This is a genomic window from Salinimonas lutimaris, assembly GCF_005222225.1.
Lineage (GTDB): Bacteria > Pseudomonadota > Gammaproteobacteria > Enterobacterales > Alteromonadaceae > Alteromonas > Alteromonas lutimaris.
The window spans coordinates 2,795,053-2,813,718 of sequence record NZ_CP036536.1; the positions used below are offsets into that span (position 1 = coordinate 2,795,053).

At 52.0% G+C, this 18,666-nt stretch carries 20 protein-coding genes; 7 read left to right on the top strand and 13 right to left on the bottom strand.

Annotated elements, in window-relative coordinates; genetic code table 11:
* Positions 1-102: 102 nt before the first annotated feature.
* Both EZV72_RS12295 and moaA read right to left on the bottom strand, forming a co-directional pair.
* Complete coding sequence (locus tag EZV72_RS12295; protein WP_137167515.1) at positions 103-642, bottom strand: GNAT family N-acetyltransferase; 540 nt, start codon at positions 640-642, stop codon at positions 103-105.
* 29 nt (positions 643-671) lie between these two features.
* Positions 672-1,640 carry a GTP 3',8-cyclase MoaA gene (gene moaA, locus EZV72_RS12300; protein ID WP_137168741.1) on the bottom strand — a complete coding sequence of 323 codons (969 nt, stop codon included), beginning with the start codon at positions 1,638-1,640 and terminating at the stop codon, positions 672-674.
* Positions 1,641-1,852: 212 nt separating this feature from the next.
* On the opposite strand from moaA, the gene EZV72_RS12305 reads away from it, so the two are divergent.
* Positions 1,853-3,853, top strand: coding sequence for an acyltransferase family protein (locus EZV72_RS12305; RefSeq protein WP_137167516.1), 2,001 nt, complete (start codon positions 1,853-1,855; stop codon positions 3,851-3,853).
* 71 nt (positions 3,854-3,924) lie between these two features.
* On the top strand, positions 3,925-4,140 hold the full coding sequence (locus tag EZV72_RS12310) for a DUF3820 family protein (protein ID WP_137167517.1): 216 nt from the start codon (positions 3,925-3,927) through the stop codon (positions 4,138-4,140).
* On the opposite strand, the gene EZV72_RS12315 is transcribed toward EZV72_RS12310, so the two are convergent.
* A complete protein-coding gene (locus tag EZV72_RS12315) occupies positions 4,137-4,589 on the bottom strand; it encodes a DUF3224 domain-containing protein (protein ID WP_137167518.1) in 453 nt (150 codons plus the stop codon). The genes EZV72_RS12310 and EZV72_RS12315 overlap by 4 nt on opposite strands.
* Before the next feature lie 77 nt (positions 4,590-4,666).
* Between EZV72_RS12315 and EZV72_RS12320 the strand changes: the two genes are divergently transcribed.
* The gene (locus EZV72_RS12320) at positions 4,667-5,011 is read left to right on the top strand and encodes a hypothetical protein (RefSeq protein WP_137167519.1); all 345 of its coding nucleotides are present in this window, start codon (positions 4,667-4,669) and stop codon (positions 5,009-5,011) included.
* Here EZV72_RS12320 and EZV72_RS12325 read toward each other — a convergent pair whose 3' ends face one another.
* From EZV72_RS12325 to EZV72_RS12340, 4 genes are all read right to left on the bottom strand, one after another.
* Complete coding sequence (locus EZV72_RS12325; RefSeq protein WP_137167520.1) at positions 5,012-6,352, bottom strand: class II 3-deoxy-7-phosphoheptulonate synthase; 1,341 nt, start codon at positions 6,350-6,352, stop codon at positions 5,012-5,014.
* Between the two features lie 148 nt (positions 6,353-6,500).
* Complete coding sequence (locus EZV72_RS12330) at positions 6,501-7,241, bottom strand: ATP-binding cassette domain-containing protein (RefSeq protein ID WP_175405116.1); 741 nt, start codon at positions 7,239-7,241, stop codon at positions 6,501-6,503.
* Positions 7,238-8,209: a FecCD family ABC transporter permease gene (locus tag EZV72_RS12335; protein ID WP_175405117.1), complete on the bottom strand. Its 972-nt coding sequence runs from the start codon at positions 8,207-8,209 to the stop codon at positions 7,238-7,240. Before EZV72_RS12335 ends, EZV72_RS12330 begins: the two co-directional genes overlap by 4 nt.
* Entirely contained in the window at positions 8,206-8,688 is a 483-nt protein-coding gene (locus tag EZV72_RS12340; protein WP_137168743.1) for a low molecular weight protein-tyrosine-phosphatase, read from the bottom strand. Before EZV72_RS12340 ends, EZV72_RS12335 begins: the two co-directional genes overlap by 4 nt.
* A 216-nt stretch (positions 8,689-8,904) precedes the next feature.
* Between EZV72_RS12340 and pepE the strand changes: the two genes are divergently transcribed.
* On the top strand, positions 8,905-9,618 hold the full coding sequence (gene pepE, locus EZV72_RS12345) for a dipeptidase PepE (protein WP_137167522.1): 714 nt from the start codon (positions 8,905-8,907) through the stop codon (positions 9,616-9,618).
* Here pepE and bioD read toward each other — a convergent pair.
* The 4 genes from bioD to bioB are packed head-to-tail and all read right to left on the bottom strand — an operon-like array spanning position 9,598 to position 13,301.
* Positions 9,598-10,272 carry a dethiobiotin synthase gene (bioD, locus tag EZV72_RS12350; RefSeq protein ID WP_137167523.1) on the bottom strand — a complete coding sequence of 225 codons (675 nt, stop codon included), beginning with the start codon at positions 10,270-10,272 and terminating at the stop codon, positions 9,598-9,600. The genes pepE and bioD overlap by 21 nt on opposite strands.
* Before the next feature lies 1 nt (position 10,273).
* Entirely contained in the window at positions 10,274-11,041 is a 768-nt protein-coding gene (locus EZV72_RS12355; protein ID WP_137167524.1) for a methyltransferase domain-containing protein, read from the bottom strand.
* Complete coding sequence (bioF, locus tag EZV72_RS12360; RefSeq protein ID WP_137167525.1) at positions 11,038-12,213, bottom strand: 8-amino-7-oxononanoate synthase; 1,176 nt, start codon at positions 12,211-12,213, stop codon at positions 11,038-11,040. The genes EZV72_RS12355 and bioF overlap by 4 nt, the downstream gene beginning before the upstream one ends.
* Positions 12,213-13,301: a biotin synthase BioB gene (bioB, locus tag EZV72_RS12365; RefSeq protein ID WP_137167526.1), complete on the bottom strand. Its 1,089-nt coding sequence runs from the start codon at positions 13,299-13,301 to the stop codon at positions 12,213-12,215. Before bioB ends, bioF begins: the two co-directional genes overlap by 1 nt.
* A gap of 98 nt (positions 13,302-13,399) precedes the next feature.
* Here bioB and bioA point away from each other — a divergent pair, with 98 nt between their 5' ends.
* The 3 genes from bioA (at position 13,400) to EZV72_RS12380 (ending at position 15,794) form a co-directional block, all read left to right on the top strand.
* A complete protein-coding gene (gene bioA / locus EZV72_RS12370; protein WP_137167527.1) occupies positions 13,400-14,665 on the top strand; it encodes an adenosylmethionine--8-amino-7-oxononanoate transaminase in 1,266 nt (421 codons plus the stop codon).
* A gap of 20 nt (positions 14,666-14,685) precedes the next feature.
* Entirely contained in the window at positions 14,686-15,207 is a 522-nt protein-coding gene (locus EZV72_RS12375; protein WP_137167528.1) for a DUF2937 family protein, read from the top strand.
* Positions 15,208-15,512: 305 nt separating this feature from the next.
* Entirely contained in the window at positions 15,513-15,794 is a 282-nt protein-coding gene (locus EZV72_RS12380) for a hypothetical protein (protein WP_137167529.1), read from the top strand.
* 163 nt (positions 15,795-15,957) lie between these two features.
* Here the strand turns inward: EZV72_RS12380 and EZV72_RS12385 are convergent, their stop codons facing one another.
* Together EZV72_RS12385 and EZV72_RS12390 are read right to left on the bottom strand one after the other, a co-directional pair.
* A complete protein-coding gene (locus EZV72_RS12385; protein WP_137167530.1) occupies positions 15,958-17,094 on the bottom strand; it encodes a GNAT family N-acetyltransferase/peptidase C39 family protein in 1,137 nt (378 codons plus the stop codon).
* A 1-nt stretch (position 17,095) separates the two neighbouring features.
* A complete protein-coding gene (locus EZV72_RS12390) occupies positions 17,096-18,577 on the bottom strand; it encodes a RimK family protein (RefSeq protein WP_137167531.1) in 1,482 nt (493 codons plus the stop codon).
* Between the last annotated feature and the right edge of the window lie 89 nt (positions 18,578-18,666).

Below are 18,666 nucleotides of genomic sequence, written 5' to 3' on the forward strand. Positions count from 1 at the left end.
AAAGTAGTGACTGTCCATTGCTAAGAACACGCAGCATCTCGCTAAACAGTGACTGTCCAAAATAGGGGGGGGAAGAAAGTCGGGGTACAGTCCAGTTACTGGTTATCGGCGCAGGTGCTGTGTATATACGACCACATTTTCGCTAAACACGCTGTCCTCATAAAACTGAGTGTGGCTAAACGCCATTCCCAGCTTTTTCATCACTGCAATTGAGCCTGCATTATCGGGGTTTGCAATGGCAGAGAATGACGACGTCCCGGTAAGTGCAAGCCCATCCCTAATGGCGGTGGCCGCTTCTGTGGCAATGCCCTTTCCCCACCAGGCCTGTTTGAATCGCCAGCCGAGCTCAAGATTATCTGGATCAGGGTTAGAGGTGAAAAAGCCATAAGGACGAACCAGTACCCAGCCTATGGCCTCGCCACTGCTAATCTCAGTTACTTTCCATAAGCCCCAGCCAAGCGCTTTGTTCGCGTAAGCTTGTAACCGTGGCACAAACACAGTCTCTATTTCATGCCGGGTCGATTTGCGACCACCGTTCAGGTAGCGCATGACCGCTTTGTCCTGGTCAAGTTCCCATAAAAATCCGGCATCCTGGGCGGTAATAAAACTAAATGAGAGCCTTTCGGTATCAGCGAACTCCATGCTTCACCTCTTTTCATTATTATTGTTTGTCAGCCACCTAACATGGCCAGATGTTTTGTCGCGCCGGTCATCCCGTCCTGCAGATAATGAGAAACATGTTTGCTGTTAAGCGCATCATGAACAAATTGCATGAGGGCATCAGTATCACCTGCTTTCAATAAGTGCCGTAAATCTAACCCTTGTTCACTGAACAAGCATAGATGCAGCTTGCCACTGGCCGATACCCGAAGGCGATTACAGCTTTTACAAAAATCTTTACTGTAAGGCATGATGAGACCAATTTTCCCGGCATAATCGGGGTGACTAAATTCCTGCGCCGGCCCGGCATCTTTGCGTCTGATTACGGGCTGCCAGCCTTCTGCCAGTAAGCGATCTTTTATCGGCTGCCCGGACATATGCTGACTTTTAAAAAATGCTTTGTGTTCGCCGGTTTCCATCAATTCGATGAACCGCAGGGTGACCGGTGTTATTTTTAACCAATCGAGGAAACGGGTCAATCGCGCTGGTGAAAAATCCTGCAATAGTACCGTATTCACTTTTACATCCAGTCCGGCATCAACAGCCACATCCAACCCTTTGAGAATTTGCTCCAGCTTATTCTGACCGGTAATCAGCGCAAACTGGTTAGGATCAAGGCTATCTATACTGACGTTAACCTGATCAAGTCCGGCCTGCGCCCACTTGTGAGCATCTTTTGCCAGCCTGGCACCATGGGTCGTGGTAGCCACCTTCTGAATCCCCGGTGTGTTTACCGCCGCCTGAATAATCTCTGTAAAGTCTTTGCGCAAACTCGGCTCGCCACCGGTTATACGTATCTTGGTCGTTCCCATTCTGGCAAAGGCTGTCATCAGTGTCTGCACTTCGGTCAGACTCATAAAGGCACTGTTGTCCGGCCCGTCATAGCCATCCGGCAGGCAATACTGACAACGAAAATTACACGCTTCTGTGATTGATACGCGCAGATACCGGAAGCGCCGGCCAAAACTATCTTCTAACAACATGACATCCCGAAATTTGATTACTTGCCCACCTTGCCACAAACCCGGCAAGGCATAAACCAGTTACTGTTATCTTGCCTGCTTATATTTATCTCATACGCTGTTTATAAAGGAACAGACCTGCTTTACCAGCGATATCATTCATATTCGCTGGCATTAAACCTGCTTAACACCTCACTGCAGTAAAAATCAATATACCGACAGAGAGGCTTATGACAGCAACAAGGCAAAGCTATATACCAGCAATTGATGGGTTGCGCGCACTTGCAGTGCTGTCAGTCATGATTTTTCACTTAAATAGCAACTGGTTACCCGGAGGGTTCACCGGCGTAGATATTTTCTTTGTTATTTCTGGCTATGTGGTAGCGCGCTCTCTGGCAGGCCATAATCATGCCTCGTTCAGCCAGTATATTGTTGCCTTTTACCGACGTCGTATTGTCAGGCTGTTCCCGGCACTTCTGGCCATGCTGCTCATCTCGTCTGCCATTGTTATTCTTTTTATACCGCATGCCTGGCTAAGCAATGCTATCAATACCACCGGCCTGGCTGCCTTTTTTGGTGTTAGCAATATTGCGCTGGCCCTGAATACCGAGACTTACTTTTCTCCTTCGGTCGAGTTCAACCCGTTTGTGCATACGTGGAGTCTGGGAGTAGAAGAGCAGTTTTATGTAATTTTCCCGATTCTGTTTTATGCCTGGCTTAAGCAAACGCTGAAGCCGGCAGTGATACTGCTGGCCATAGCCTCTTTTGCTGCCTCCTGGTACTACAGCGAAACCAACCTGAATGCATCCTATTATCTGCTTACCAGCCGGTTTTGGGAGTTGGCTGCCGGAGCCATCCTATATCAGTTACACAGCAGGTATAACACTGATAAGACCGTCGCAACACTGCCTGCGGCGATTCTGGGTATAACGCTGATTGTCGCCGGCTTACTGCTGGCCAGTAAATCTGCCTTTCCGGTACCCTGGGCGCTATTACCGGTAGTCGGCACCGTACTCGTGTTACATTGCTTTGTCCGCGGTAAAGCGTCTGATGCTGTTAATCAGTTTTTTTCGCTTTTTGCATTGCGTTACATCGGCAAAATTTCTTACTCACTGTATCTGTGGCACTGGCCGGTCTACAGCTTTTTTCGCTGGTCGGTCGGACTGCAAAGTACCACCGAGTATATTGCCGCTTTTGCGGTGACCTTTGTATCAGCGATTGCTTCTTATCATTTGCTGGAACAAAAGCTGTCACGCGCCAAACCGATTAAAAACATGCCAGCCGGCCGAACCATTCTCGCCGGCCTGGCGGTGATCACTCTATGCTTCACCGGTACGTATTGGGGCTTTAAATTCCAGAAGCTGGTAAAACTCAGCGAAACTAACGACAGATATGAATGGTACCCTCACTATTCGCATGATTCCTCCCTAGCCAGCAATCACTCCCTGCAGGGGCGCACTATTTATGTGATTGGTGACTCCCATGCCGGTGCTTACGGCACAATGCTCAGAATGTTGGCAGACGAGACCGGTATCAATACCGAGATACATAGTCAGGGAGGTTGTGGCGCTGCCAATATGCGCACACCGGTTCTAGTGGATTCTAACGCCTGTGCTGACCAGCTACGTAGCTGGCTTGAAGAAATCAGGCAACAGGCTGGTCCTCAGGATATTGTCTTTTTTGCCACGTTGAAAGCCTACCGATTGACCAATCAGTACCGGGTAGAGCCACGCACAGAACATGAAGTTGCCGAGCAGATTCACAGTGAAAAAGCAAAAGCTGACCGCCAGCATGCCCGCGAAGAAACCATTGCACTGATGCAGGATATTGCCAGCGTGACGCCCAATATCATCACCGATGCCCCGAAACCGGTATTCAGCTACATTCCGTTTCGTTGCAGTGACTGGTTTAATCAGACCAATCCGGCTTGTGATACCCGTACAACACGCAGCACAGCATCGGTAGAAACTTTCCGGCAACCGGTGATGGCCAGTTTGCAGGCTGTTAAACAGCAGGTCCCATCGCTGACTATCTGGGACCCGGTTCCGGTGCTGTGTAATGACAGTGAGTGTCCGGTCTATGATAATGGCACAACCATGTATTTTGACGGTGACCACCTGTCTGCCCATGGAAACCGGATTTTATATCCTTCTTTTAAGCAGGCAATTATGACGATGCTAAAACATTCGGTGGCCGCTCAGCACGATGCCAGTCAGTTACGGCAGAACTAGCAGACCTGTTTGTATTGGCAAACTCTTGTATGATACAGCCTGATATTCAACAGGCTGACCTCACATAAATTATGAACCCACAAGAGATTAAAGACGCCGTCAATCAAGTTATGCCGTTTGGCAAGTATGCCGGACGGCGTCTGTTTCACCTGCCTGAACCCTACTTGGTCTGGTTTCACAAACAGGGCTTTCCGGATAACAAACTGGGAAAACAGCTGGCGCTGATGTACGAAATTAAACTCAATGGCCTTGAGAGTATGGTTGAGCCTTTATTAAACGATGATTAAGCCTGCTGAACCGGCCCATCCAGGCTAAAATGAAAGTCATAGAAATGCTCGCCCTGCTCTGTCCGAATGGCCATGGTCCCTTGCAAACCCGCTAACTGCCCGGTTCCGGAATCCGGTACGACATGTAAATTCAGACTGTCATCACCACGGTTCATGGTACCGGAATGTTGCAGCACAAACGTTCCTTCATGACCACATAACTTGCCGCTAACCTGTTCAATAGCCACATATCCGGCCGAGCCTTTAACAGCGGTGATGACACTGAGCATTTCGCCCTGCGATGTTGCCTGTAATTCGCCAAAAAAGGTTTTATCCAGCGTCGTTCGGTGCAACTGGTTTCCATGCAGCCCCTGCACATAGCCGGAAACCGGATTGAGTGTTACATCAAACCTGCCACTGATCTTTTCAAACCCGAGCGAGCTTACCCCGCAGGCTTTGTTATATTGCATATCCCTGCCTCTGCACAACTGAATATAAATACAGTATACTAGCGGGCAAAGTAAGTACAGCCTATTTTTTAGTCACTATGTTTTCCAGACCCAAAAAACAAAAGCAGGTCATTATCGACCGGCAAATTTTATACATGCATGATGTGATAGCGCAAAAGTGCCTGTCCACGCCGGGTTGTTTTGATATTGCCGGCGATAATCTCGAACGGTTTTATGAGCAGGGAATGATTCGGTATGGCAGTTATTTATTATGGCAGGGCATTCTGGAAGCCCGTGGGCAGCCGGCGCTGTTTAAATCATTGCTACTGGCCGGCGACGGTCGCACTGCAGCGCTGAGAAGAAAAACCATCTTCGGGGGAATACTGACAGAAGCAGAGCGTGAAGCAGCGCTGACAGCATATGCTGCCAGCGAAATGGCCTGATTAGGCGCGCAGGTGATCTGACACTAAGAATGCCATTTCCAGGACCTGATCGGCGTTTAAGCGCGGATCGCACTGGGTTTTGTAGGCTTCTGCAAGATCATCATCACTGATCTTATACGCACCACCGGTACATTCTGTCACATGCTGACCGGTCATCTCCAGATGGATACCACCAGCATGTGTGCCTTCCGCTTCATGCGCACTGAAGAACTGGCGGATTTCACTTAGAATCGAGTCAAAGTTACGGGTTTTAAAGCCGCTGCTGGATGTGGTGGTGTTGCCGTGCATGGGGTCAGAACTCCATACCACATTGCGACCTTCCTGCTTCACCTTGCGCAGCAGGCGTGGCAGATTTTGCTCCAGCTTATCCGCTCCCATACGTGTGATCAGGGTCAGACGGCCCGGGTCATTTTGCGGATTCAGCACATCAATCAAACGAATCAGCTCGTCTTCTTCCATTGTTGGCCCCACTTTTACTCCGATAGGATTGTGGATGCCACGGAAAAACTCTACGTGTGCATGATCAAGCTGACGGGTCCGCTCACCAATCCACACCATGTGTGCAGAGCAGTTATACGGCTTACCGGTCAGTGTATCAATACGCGTCAGCGCCTGTTCGTAATTCAGCAGTAGCGCTTCGTGCGAGGTAAACAATGAAGTCTCATGCAGCGCAGGTGTATTCGCCGAATTAATCCCGATGGTATTCATAAACTGTAATGAATCTTCAATACGGCGGGCAATATCTTCGTAGCGTTCTTTGTGCGGATTATTATCCACAAACGTACGGTTCCAGCGATTCACTTCGTGCAAATCAGCCAGGCCGCCCTGCGCAAAAGCACGCAGCAGGTTCAGCGTGGATGCACTGCGGTGATACGCGTCCAACAGACGACGGGGATCCGGCATACGGGCTGCTTCAGTAAATTCAAAGCTGTTGATGATATCGCCACGATAACTGGGCAGTGTCACACCATCAATGGTCTCAAGGTTTGATGAGCGAGGCTTGGCATACTGGCCGGCCATACGGGCCACTTTGGTCACCGGACAACGACCAGCAAAGGTCATCACGATAGCCATTTGCAGAATCACTTTAAAGGTATCGCGGATTTTAGGCGCGTTGAACTCATCAAACGACTCAGCACAATCACCACCTTGAAGCAAAAAGCCTTTACCCATACTCACTTCGCCCAGCTGGCGGCGTAATTCACGGGTTTCGGCGGCAAATACCAGCGGCGGATATTTACTCAGTGTTTGTTCGACCTGAGCCACCAGATCTTTATCTGCGTATTCAGGTTGCTGAAGAATCGGTTTGCTTCTCCAGCTGTCAGGTTGCCAATTATCCACGAGGTCTCCTGTAAAGTTAGACATAATAACGGTTCACAGAGAAGATGGTTGGTGGCCGGAGTCAATGTCAAAACGCATTCCCGACACCGCAGACCTCAACGCGCCTGCATCGTCTTTCTCTAAGCCTGTCAGCTTACCATAATTCCATTTATACAGTAGGCCAAACCGGCGTAATTTGTAGTGCGTTTTGATTATTATTTATAGCAAACTGAATCCCGAATGTTCGGGCCAGTAAGTCAGCCTGAAAAACCGTGTGTTTATCGCCACTGGCAATAATTTGGCCAGCCGACATCAAGGCTGCTTGTCCGGCAAACCGGGCGCTCAGGGAAAGATCGTGGGAGCTTAAGATCAGTGTGTTGCCAGCCTCATTAAATGTCTGCAGCAACATCAGTAAGCTGTATTGGTGACGAACATCCAGGCTTTGCAGTGGTTCATCGAGAATCAGGCATGCCTGTCCACGCTGCAAAGCCGGCCATACCTGCAGAAAAGCCCGGGCCAGATTCACCCGCTGCTGTTCACCGCCAGATAACTGCGTGACCGGCCGGTGCATCAGATGCGCCAGCTCCAACGCCTGGCTGATTTGGGCGGGCAGCTCAGTGTCGGCATAAAAACTGAGATACTGATGCACCGGAATCTCAAAGCCGATGACATGCTGCTGATCATGCCAGGCCCGCTGACCGGCCAGAAAACTCAGGCCGACCTCATCAACCGGCCGGCCCTGCCACAACACCACGCCCCCGGTCACCGTTTCCAGCCCGGCCAGCACCTGCAGCAAAGACGATTTACCGGCCCCGTTTTCACCCAGAATATGCCAGCAGTCCCCTGCTCTGATGTACAGTGAAACCGGTCCTAAGCGCTGACCAAGACAGGCGTTATCGGCTCTGATCATGCTAGTTTCCATTGCCCGCGATACAATGCCCATAACAACAGCGGACCACCGACCGTAGCGGTTATCATGGACACCGGCAGAGCAATCTGATGAGAATATTCATTGATCACCGCCACCAGCAGTAATACCAGTGCACCGGCCAGTGCGCAGGCCGGCAGCAGCCTGCGGTTGTCATACCCCAGCAACAAGCGCATAAAATGCGGTACCAGCAAACCAACAAACGCAATGGAGCCCGCCACCGAGACCGCGGCGCCCACTCCCAGAGCGCTGATAATCAGAACCTGTTTGTTAAGCCGTGCCGGCGACACCCCCGCAGCGGCGGTCAGTCGGCTGCCACCGTACAGCCAGTTGAGCCGGGGGGCCAGACGGCATAGCCTAATCAGGGTAAACAGCATGATGGGACCGGCCACAGCCAGAATTGACCAATTTGTCTGATACAGGCTGCCCATCAGCCAGAAGGTCAGATTACGCATGGCCTGAGCATCAGCAAATACAAACAGCCAGGCCATCAGGGCACTACTTAGGGTAGAGATGGCAATACCGGCCAGAATGACCGCCGTGGTTGCCCCGCGCAAACGCCGGGCCAGCAGATAGATAAGCCAGGTAGAAAGCAGCGCCCCGCCAAAACAGGCAGCGGGCAACACTGCCAGACTGCCGGTGCTGTAATGCGCCGGCATCACCAGTAACATAATGGCAGCCACCAGACTGGCCCCGCTGGAAATACCGATAATCCCCGGATCGGCCAGCGGATTATTCAGTACCACCTGTAAAGACGCCGAACTGACGGCCAGCGCCGCTCCCACCAGCACCGCGGTGCAAATCAGGGGTAACTGCAGGTTCAGCAGAATGTGCCAGAACAGAGCCGGGGTAGTTTGCCCGCCGGCATCGACCAGAATCAGGCTCAGTATCGCCAGCACACAGGCTATTACTAACCCGCCGCAGACGGCATGGGCACGCTGCTGTTTCACTGTTGTTGCTTGATGGTTTTGATGAGTCCGTCACTGGCTTTTTCAATCAGCTCCAGCACCAGCTCAAAACCCTTGCGCCCCCCATAGTAAGGATCCGGCACTTCTTCATGGCCGGTATCAGCAAATGACAAAAACAGATGAAGCTTGTCGTGATGTAATGGCTCGCTGACTTTTTTCAGATTTTTCAGGTTGCTGTGGTCCATCGCCAGAATGTAGTCAAACTGTTCAAAATCTTCCGGAGCGACTTTACGACAGGCCAGACCGCTGAAGTCATAGCCCTTGGCCTCACCGGCTGCCTGTGAGCGTTTATCGGGTGGATTACCAATGTGATAGCCATGAGTGCCGGCTGAATCAATATTCACTTCAAGACCAGCCTGACGCGCTTTTTGTCTGAAGACCGCCTCAGCCGTAGGCGAGCGACAAATATTGCCCAGACACACAAATAAAACGGAAGGGACCTTGGGGGTATCCTGCGACATCATTTACACCTATCGGATAACGTTAAGCGGCTGACGGCCATTGCCAGTCACTGCCGCAAACCGGTTATTGTTCAAAGGCCTGAGTGTAACATGCCTGTCCGGGCGGCGGCACTGCCCGGCCGGCAAAAAGATTAACTTGCCGGTGCACCGCATCACTCATGCAACCAGGTTAACTTTGCGCTAACATTGGGCCACTTTTGTCATTCAAGGATTATTATGTCAGCTCATGTTCTCATGCTCAGCAGTTCCAGAAAAGGCAGTGAAAATTATCTGGAGCATGCCCTGACCTATCTGTACGCCCATTTGGGTGAGGCCCGTAAACTGTTGTTTGTTCCTTTTGCCGGCGTGTCTGTCAGCTGGGACGATTACACCGCTAAAGTCGCTGATGCCCTACCCGACTTTGAGGTCACCGGCCTGCATCAGCAAGCCGATCCGGTGGCGGCCATTCATCAGGCACAGGCCAATGGTCAGGCGATTGTCGTGGGCGGAGGCAACACTTTTAACCTGTTACATAACCTGTATACCCAGCAGCTAACAGAGCCGCTGAAACAGGCCATTGCCAGTGGTACACCGTACATCGGCTGGAGTGCCGGGTCTAATATTTGCGGGCGCACAATATGCACCACTAATGATATGCCGGTGATTCAGCCAGCCTCGTTTGATGCGCTGGCAGTACTGCCCTGTCAGCTTAATCCGCACTACAATAATTACACGCCCCCAGGCCATAATGGTGAAACCCGGGATGAGCGACTCAATGAATTTTGCATACTAAACCCGCACACGCCCATACTGGCTATCCCAGAGGGCTGCGCACTGTCTTATTGTCACGGTGAACTGAAATATCTGGGGGATGATGAAGGGTATGTGTTTGTTGGCCAGACCAAACAGACTATCCAGCCAACCGCTGTGCTAAACCAGTATCTGGCTTAAGTTTACCGAGGCCGGGCCGCTTGTATCCTCGCAGTAGGGAAGTTCAGCCAGCATCGGTGCTGACAAGCTTTGCAGCAGCGTAGCAAGATTTTGAGCATAGTATGGCATCGGTGTCGGGGTGAGCTGATTGGCCACCCAGCCATGCAAGGTAAGCCCCGCCTGTTCGACCGCCTGGGCGGTCAGCATGGCGTGGTTCAGACACCCAAGACGCATCCCCACCACCATGATCACCGGCAGTCGCAGACGCTGCACAATCTGCGGCATCCACAAGCCGTTTCCAAGCGGCAGCTGCCAGCCTCCGGCCCCTTCCATTAGCAGTAGATCCGGCGCGTAATCACACAATTGCTGATAGCCATCAACAATGGCTTGTTCAGTAATAACCATTCCGGCCTCAGCTGCTGCAATGTGCGGCGCAATAGGCGGCATCAGGGCTATCGGATTAACATGCTGTAATGGCGCACCGATATTACTGGCCTGCCATAATTCCCGGGCATCATCGTTCACCCGCTCATTGTTGATAAGTTCACATCCGGCCGACACCGGTTTGTATCCGGCCACGCGACGCCCGGCAGCCGCCTGGGCGTTTAACAGACTTGCGGTAAAAAAAGTTTTGCCTACTTCGGTGTCTGTCCCGGTAATAAAAAAAGACTGCATACTACTTTTCCAGAATAAAATGAGAAACCTGATAGCTCAGTGGTAACTGTCCGTTTGACAGCGCGAAGGTACGATACACCTGGCTAAGCTGTAGCAGGTCGGCGCGGGACAAACTCTGGCGGGCGTGACTGTTCAGGCTGGTGCCAGCCCCTACGCTTTTAATGGAGCGTAGCAGTGCCAGCACATTATCAAATGTAGCGGTGTAGGTTTTCAGTAATGCGTGGCGCACTGTAAAGCCGGCGGCCGTGGCCGCGCTATGCCAGGCATCATGGCTGAACATGGGGTTGGTGGCCACGCGTAACCCGGCAGCCCGACGGCTATTGTCCAGCTCATGAAATGACCCGTCGACCATAATGTTCAGTCCGGCCACTCCCCGGGCTTTTAATACCTGAAATACCTGTTGCATCACCTCGTCAGGGTCGCTACACCACTGCAAGGCCATAGACGAAAACACCCGGTCAAATACCGCCCGCTCATACGGCAGGCGCTGCGCATCTCCCTTTACAAATTCAATCTCAGGGTAACAACTGCGGGCATAATCGAGCATGCCCGACGCAATATCCAGCCCGGTGGCGGTAAACCCACGCTGGGCGAGGTGCCAGGTATTGCAGCCTGTACCACAACCAATATCGAGCACCCGGCCGGTATTGCCTGGCAACATGGCCAGCCCGGCTTTGGCTATTTGCTTTTGAATACTGGCGGTATGGTCGTAGGCGGCAGCTGCCCGACTGAACTGCCGAGCAATATTATTTTCCTGCACAGCTATCATGTCACCGCCTCACGGGCCAGCGCCAGTGCATCCACCAGCGCTTCAATATCACGCCGTGTATGACTGCTTGATAAGGTGATCCGCAACCGGTCGGTGGTCTTGGGCACGGTCGGATAGCGAATGGCGCCTACCCAGATTCCGCGGGCTTTTAGCGCATCAGCCAATGCCAGGGTTTGATCAGGATCGCCAATCATCACCGGCTGAATGGCGCTGGCAGAGGCACTTAAGACCAGGCCGGCCTGCTCAGAGCGCTGGCGAAATGTAGTGATGTTATCCTGCAACTGTTGCTGACGTCCTGAACCAGGAATATGCTGCAGCGCATACAGGGTGGCCAGTGCCTGGGCCGGTGGCATGGCAGTGGAATAAATATAGTGGCGCGCTTCATTCACCAGATAGTCAATCAGCGCCTGTGAGCCGGCGACAAAAGCCCCGGCGGTGCCCACCGCCTTACCAAAGGTGCCCATCACCAGCGGCACCTGCTGCTGACTTAACTGATAATGCTCGGCGCTGCCCATGGCCCGGGCGCCCAGTACGCCAAAACCATGGGCATCATCCAGCATCAGCCAGCTGTTATGCGCCTGACTCAAAGCAATAAGCTCATCCAGCGGCGCACTGTCGCCATCCATGCTAAATACACCTTCACTGGCAATCAGGCAATCAGCTTCATGGTGTTTGGCAAGTACCTGTCTGGCATGCTGCATATCGTTATGTCGAAAACGCTTGAGTGTGGCATTGCATGACAGGGCACCGTCAATGAACGAGGCATGCATGTATTTGTCGGCCACAATCAGACCGTCACCGCTATTGTGCTGACCAAACAGGGCCTGACACACCGCCTGGTTGGCAGCAAAGCCTGAATTGAACAGCAACACGGCTTCACGGTTAAGGTGTTCGGCCAGATACGCTTCCAGTGCCTGGTGCGCCTGGGTATATCCGGTCACCAGCGGTGATGCACCGCTGCCACCACCAAATTGTGCCAGTCCTTCAACCCAGGTCTGCAAAACGCCTTCTTCATGGCGCAAGCCCAGATAATCATTACTGGCAAAATTCAGATAATGCGCGCCGTTAATGCAAATTATGCCGTCTTTTTCATACTCAACGACCGCCCGTGTGCGCAGGTAGCCGTCCTGTTTTTTGTGATCCAGGGCCGTATCCAGCCAGTCAAATGCCATTACACCTCCGCGGCAGGCTTTTTAGTTGCATCAATAAATAAATGGCTGGTTTGCTGCGAACTGATTTCTTCCTGCAAAGTCTGTGCATGTGCTTCGTCAGAATAGTCACGGGTCCGCTCGGTATTAATTCCCAGCTTGCGGAACAATAACACATCTTCGTTAGTATCAGGGTTGGAGGTGGTCAACAGTTTGCAGCCATAGAAAATCGAATTTGCCCCGGCCATAAAGCACAGTGCCTGCATTTGTTCATTCATATTTTCACGGCCGGCGGATAAACGCACATGAGATGCCGGCATCATGATTCGCGCCACCGCAATGGTGCGGATAAATTCAAACGGCTCCAGATCATCCACATTATCCAGCGGGGTGCCTTTGACTTTAACCAACATATTGATGGGCACACTTTCCGGCTGTTTAGGCAGATTAGCCAGTGAAATCAGTAAGCCGGCGCGATCGGTATGACTTTCTCCCATACCAACAATTCCACCGGAGCAGACATTCATACCTGCCTCACGCACATTTTTCAGTGTGTCCAGTCGATCCTGATAGGTCCGGGTGGTAATAATGTCGCCGTAGTATTCCGGCGAGGTATCCAGGTTATGGTTATAGTAATCCAGGCCGGCCTGCTTCAGCGCCAGCGCCTGATCGCGGGTCAGCATGCCCAGTGTCATACAGGTTTCCAGCCCCAGCTTTTTTACTTCAGATATAAGCCGGGTAACATATGGCATATCCCGCTCTTTGGGGTTACGCCAGGCTGCGCCCATACAAAAGCGGGTCGAGCCGGTTGCCTTTGCTTCGCGGGCCCGCTCAATCACTTTTTCCACTTCCATCAGCCGCTCTTTTTCCAGACCGGTGTCATAGCGGGCGCTTTGCGGGCAATATTTGCAATCTTCCGGACAGGCACCGGTTTTAATCGATAAAAGTGTCGAAACCTGTACCTCATTCGGGTCAAAATGCTGGCGATGCACCATCTGGGCTCTGAACAGCAGATCATTGAATGGCAGCGCAAAAAGGGCTTCTACCTCTGCAGTGGTCCAGTCGTGGCGAACCGGACTGTTGGCAGAATTAAAATGTGGTGCGGCGGTCATGGCCTGTCCTTTACTATTTGTATTTTCGGGCTTAGTCTATGCGCACCGCCTGAGTTGTCAACTCTGACCAATTTCAAACATTTACCAATGGTTATATTTTGAGCAATATAGAATTTGATAAGCGCCACATCTGGCATCCGTACACCTCGTCAGTCAACCCGCTGCCCTGCTATGAAGTGGCCGGTGCGCAGGGAGTCAATATTCAGCTGACTTCAGGAGAAACATTGATTGACGGGATGTCGAGCTGGTGGGCGGCGATTCACGGCTACAATCATCCCCGCCTGAATCAGGCCGCGCATGAGCAGGTAGATAAATTTTCGCATGTCATGTTTGGCGGTCTGACACACGAGCCGGCAGTGAATGTCTGCCGTCAGTTGCTGGATATGGCACCGGCAGGGATGGAACGGGTCTTTCTGGCCGACTCCGGATCGGTATCGGTAGAGGTGGCTCTTAAAATGGCGCTGCAATACTGGGCCTGCCAGGGACGTCCTGATAAACACAAAATTGTTACCCCCCGCAATGGTTACCATGGTGATACCTTTGCCGCCATGTCTGTCTGCGATCCGGTCAATGGAATGCACAGCCTGTTTTCCGGTGTTCTGACCAAACAGCTGTTTGCCCCGGCTCCGCAAACCCGTTTCGGTCAGACATTCAGTGAGGATGACATCCTGCCCTTAGAAGAGCTGTTTGCCAGTCATCACCATGAAATGGCGGCACTGATCATCGAACCGGTGGTTCAGGGAGCTGGTGGCATGCGTATTTATCATCCGGAGTATCTCAGACGTTGCCGTCAGCTGTGCGACAATTATGATGTTCTGCTGATTTGTGACGAGATTGCCACCGGCTTTGGCCGCACCGGCAAGCTGTTTGGTGTCGACCATGCCCAGATCAGTCCCGACATCATGTGTGTGGGTAAAGCGCTGACCGGCGGGTATATGACGCTGGCCGCCACCATGTGCACCGAAGATGTGGCGCTGGGCGTATGTCAGGGCGAACCCGGAGTATTTATGCACGGCCCCACCTACATGGGCAATCCGCTGGCCTGCGCGGTCGCCAGTGCCAGCCTGGCGCTGGTCAGTGAAAATCACTGGCAGCAGCAAACCCGGGATATTGAAACGCAACTTAAAGCCGAACTGCTCCGCTGCGCACAGCTTGAGCAGGTTAAAGAAGTACGGATTCTGGGGGCTATCGGCGTGGTAGAAACTCACCAGCCGGTCGATGTCGCCCGCCTGCAACGCAGCTTTGTAAAAAACGGCGTATGGATACGCCCGTTTAATAAACTGGTATACATTATGCCACCGTATATTATCCAACCCGATGAACTCAGCCAGTTAACCAGTGCGATTTATCATGCACTGAAGTAACAGGCACGCAGGAGCTGTATATGAAAGCGCTGGTCAATATCATGGACAAGATTATTTTTGCGGCGCTGTTCATTGCCGCCTTACAGGTGCCGGTGCTGGCCGACCATTACCGGCAGTATCTGACCGGCTTTTATGATGCCACCGCACTGCAGGTGGCCGGTTATGAAAGCCTGGCCCGGCAGTTTGGTTATGCTTCGGTACCGGCGATGCTTGATGATCTGCGCGCCAACAACAGTCCGGTGGTACGCCAGGACGCCGAGCAAAAAGCCCTTACCATGCGCCGCCTGCAGGATTTGGAGACGGGCCTTACGCAGCTACAAACCGGCAATTACTTCAGCCGCGCCTGGTATATGTTTAACCCCGACCGCTTTGATGTACTTAAACGGGTTGGCGAAAATTTTGCTCCATCTGTGCCTTTGTCTCCGCCAGCCATTATCTATAGTGTAGTTGTGGCCATTATCGCCAATATGCTGTTATGGACTCCCGCCTGGTGTGTTCGCGGAGCCCGGCGTTTACGCCGCCGGCCGCAGCACGCCGCCTGAGCGTTTTATGGCAGCACATCATCAGCGTGCCATATAACATTGTCTTTATATTTTACAAAAGCCTGTAACCTTTATGTACTTGTGCTGGGCAATGCGCTGTCTGGTAACTACCAAAATAGCATGAGACCTGACTAAAAATCAGGGACTTATGACACTAGGGTGACAGTTTGGTGACATTCAGGTATTCATTTTGCAAAACTTACTGTGAGTGTGAACCTTTGATCTGCGGCCATGAGCGCGTGTGAGACTCATCGACCTGAAAAATAAAGGTTTATTAGATTTACCGAGTAAAGGCAGGTTGTATTATGAAAAAACCAAATACGTTATTAATCGGACAAGCGTTGCAGTTAAGAGACAAGCTGGTTGCGAAACGTCACGTGATTCCACCATCAATGATGAGTGAATGGGCACGGCTGCGCAAGCAGACTGAAGAATTTGATGCCAATCATCCGTTTGATACCGCGGTTAAGGGCCAGACCTTTACCAAGCCTTCCGCGTTCAATGGCAGTGACAGCCAGTTAAATGATCTGGTGACTTCGCTTAAAGCTTTCGATCAAAAGGTGAACGTAAAGGCAGTGGCCCACTAAACACACGGCAGGGACGCTCTGGCAGCAAAAAGGCCAGCCTGCGGAATACCGCGGCTGGCCTTTTTTGTATTTCTTTTGTTGCTCAGGGCTGTAACAACGCTCAGGGCTATATCCGCGCTCAGGGCTATATCCGCGCTCAGGGCTGTTTACCGCTCAGGGCTGCTTACCGCTCAGCGCTGTTTTTCCCTTCAATAATGATAGCAGCGCGAAACTTACGCCGGCCGTAGCTGGCCAGTCGCATAAACTCTTCCCGGGCTACCGGCACATGCTGATGCTCAACCTGGGCACCATAGTCATGATCATCGGGATCATGGATATACACACATTGCTCATCCATGCGGGTAACCGTTACCCAATGTGGCGCTTTGCGTTTATCAAACGCATAGGTACTGATAAGGCATACCACAGAGGCGCCGTGCCGCAGTTTTTGCTCCAGCTCGTCAATTCGCCAGTCGCCGTAAGTAACCGGTAAACCAGCTTGTGCAGCCCGGTCTGCAAAGTCGGCTTCCACCACCGCGACAATCTGTTTTTTGTGCTCGCTTCGTACACCGTCCACAAACATCGGCAAGCAATGACTTAACCACACCTCACAACAGAACCCTTCGGCCTTCGCTGCCAGCGCCAGCCCCACCGGGTGACAGCCACCATGGCCGGATGTCATATAAATCGTGGTGCTGTGCCGCCACAATTGTAATTCATGTTGCTGGGTTAAACTTGCCTGAGGTTGCTGCTGCGCCATAGCCATCATCAACGCAGCCGGGCCACAGGTAAATTCGGTGGTTTGCTGATAATAAGGATAGGCATCGGCGATCCGGGAACTGACCGGGCGCACCAGCGACTTTTGCATCCGCAAGGCATTGGCCGCGTCCGAATAATATCCTGGATATACACCAAACTGGCGAAACCCTAGTTGTTCATACAGCCGGATGGCGGCGTGATTATGTTCCGCCACCTCCAACCGCATAAAGTGCTTTCCCCGGCTCAGGGCCCTCCCTTCCAGATGGGTCACCAGCGCCTGCGCCACGCCTTTGCCGCGCGCTGTCGGAGCAACGGCGATTGAATACAGTCGGGTTAATAAGGTTCCCCGACGCAACAACAATAAAGCATACCCCAGCACCTCGCCCTGCTCCCGGGCCACAATAAACTCGGCATTACTGGCGGTCGCATAATGACGCATACGACGCTTACTAAGCCGGTCGGTATCAAAACACAGCTGTTCCAGCGCCCATAATGCTGCAACATCATCGGGCGTGACCTTATCGATGGTCAGCGCTGAGAATTCAGCCCGCACCGCTGTCATATTATCTGCCTCGCTGTTCAAGACGCTTCACAAACTCCTGCATAATCAGGGTATACAGGTCACGTCCCAGATATTTATCTTCAACCCCAGAATCAATACTCGGATTGTCATTCACTTCAATCACATACACTTTATTGCCGGTATGTTTAATATCCACACCGTACAAACCTTCACCCACTGCTTTGGCAGCTTTCACCGCCGCCTGCAATACCGGCTTGGGCACTTCAAAGGTCGGCATGGTAGTAAAGCCACCTGAGTCAATGTCATTGTCTTTGTGGTTGTAAATCTGCCAGTGATTTCTGGCCATATAGTATTTACAGGCATAAATCGGCTTTCCGCCCAGCACGCCTATGCGCCAGTCGTATTCGGTATACACATACTCCTGAACCAGCACCAGCGCTGACTCGGCCAGCATGTCCTGTAAACGCAGCTTCAGGGCAGCCGCATCCTCGACCTTATACACACCCCGGCTAAATGAGCTTTCCGGCAGCTTTAATACCAGCGGTAAGCCCAACTCGCTAATCAGACGTGCACAGTCTTCATCTGAATCACTGGCCACAAACTGACTTTTTGGGGCCGGCACTTTCTGATAGGCGAACGCATCCTGCAAAAACACCTTATTACAACAGCGCAGAATAGACTGGGTATCATCAATCACCACCAGCCCTTCACGCTCGGCGGCCCGGGCCAGCCGGTAGGTGTGGTGGTCAATTGCGGTGGTTTCACGAATAAACAACGCATCGTAATGACCCACCTCATCCACACTAAGGCGACTTACCACCTCAGCATGAATCCCCTGCGCTTCGGCTGCTTTAACAAACTGGCTGATTGCACGTTTGTCGCTGGGCGGGGTGACCTCTTCAGGGTTTACCAGAATAGCCATATCCCATCGGGTTTTGCGGCTTTTCGGGCGACCTTTCCAGGTTGATGTGGCGTAGTCACGTACACTGCTTATGGCATAATCACGCAGCGATTCCGGCAATGCATTAAAGCCAGCAGCTTCCAGTTCTACCATACCGATTGGACTGTGCTGAGAGGCACCGGTGCTTTCCTCAGCGATATGCAGGGTCAGCTTTAAAATCGGGCATGGATAATATTTGAACGCCATTTCAGCAATCGGGCTAAACGCCTGATCTTTGGTTTGACCAAACAGTACATATATTGTGTGTGCGCTATGCACACCGCCCGGCAAACTGAATGCCTCAGGCAATGGCAGCCGCGGCTTGCCCTCACCTTCGTCGGTCATACGCAGGTCATTAATAATATTTACCGCAGGCAGAACCCGATGTTGACGGGCCTGCGCCAGTAATGAACAGTAATACCCCTGACTCAGGTATTTGCCTGTGTCACATAAGTTGATAACCCGGGTTTTTGGCTCGTTGAGTTTTGGAAAATCGGCCAGATAATCCTCAAACGTCACCACGTTCAGATCCGTGTTATCAAAGTAGCTGATGTCGTCTGCCACAATAAGGGTATGATGCATGTAAAGTATAATTCCTTGTATATATAGCGCTGGCTGCAACCTTTGCGGCCAGTGCATGAGTTAAGCAGATTCTACGATATGTGCAGGTT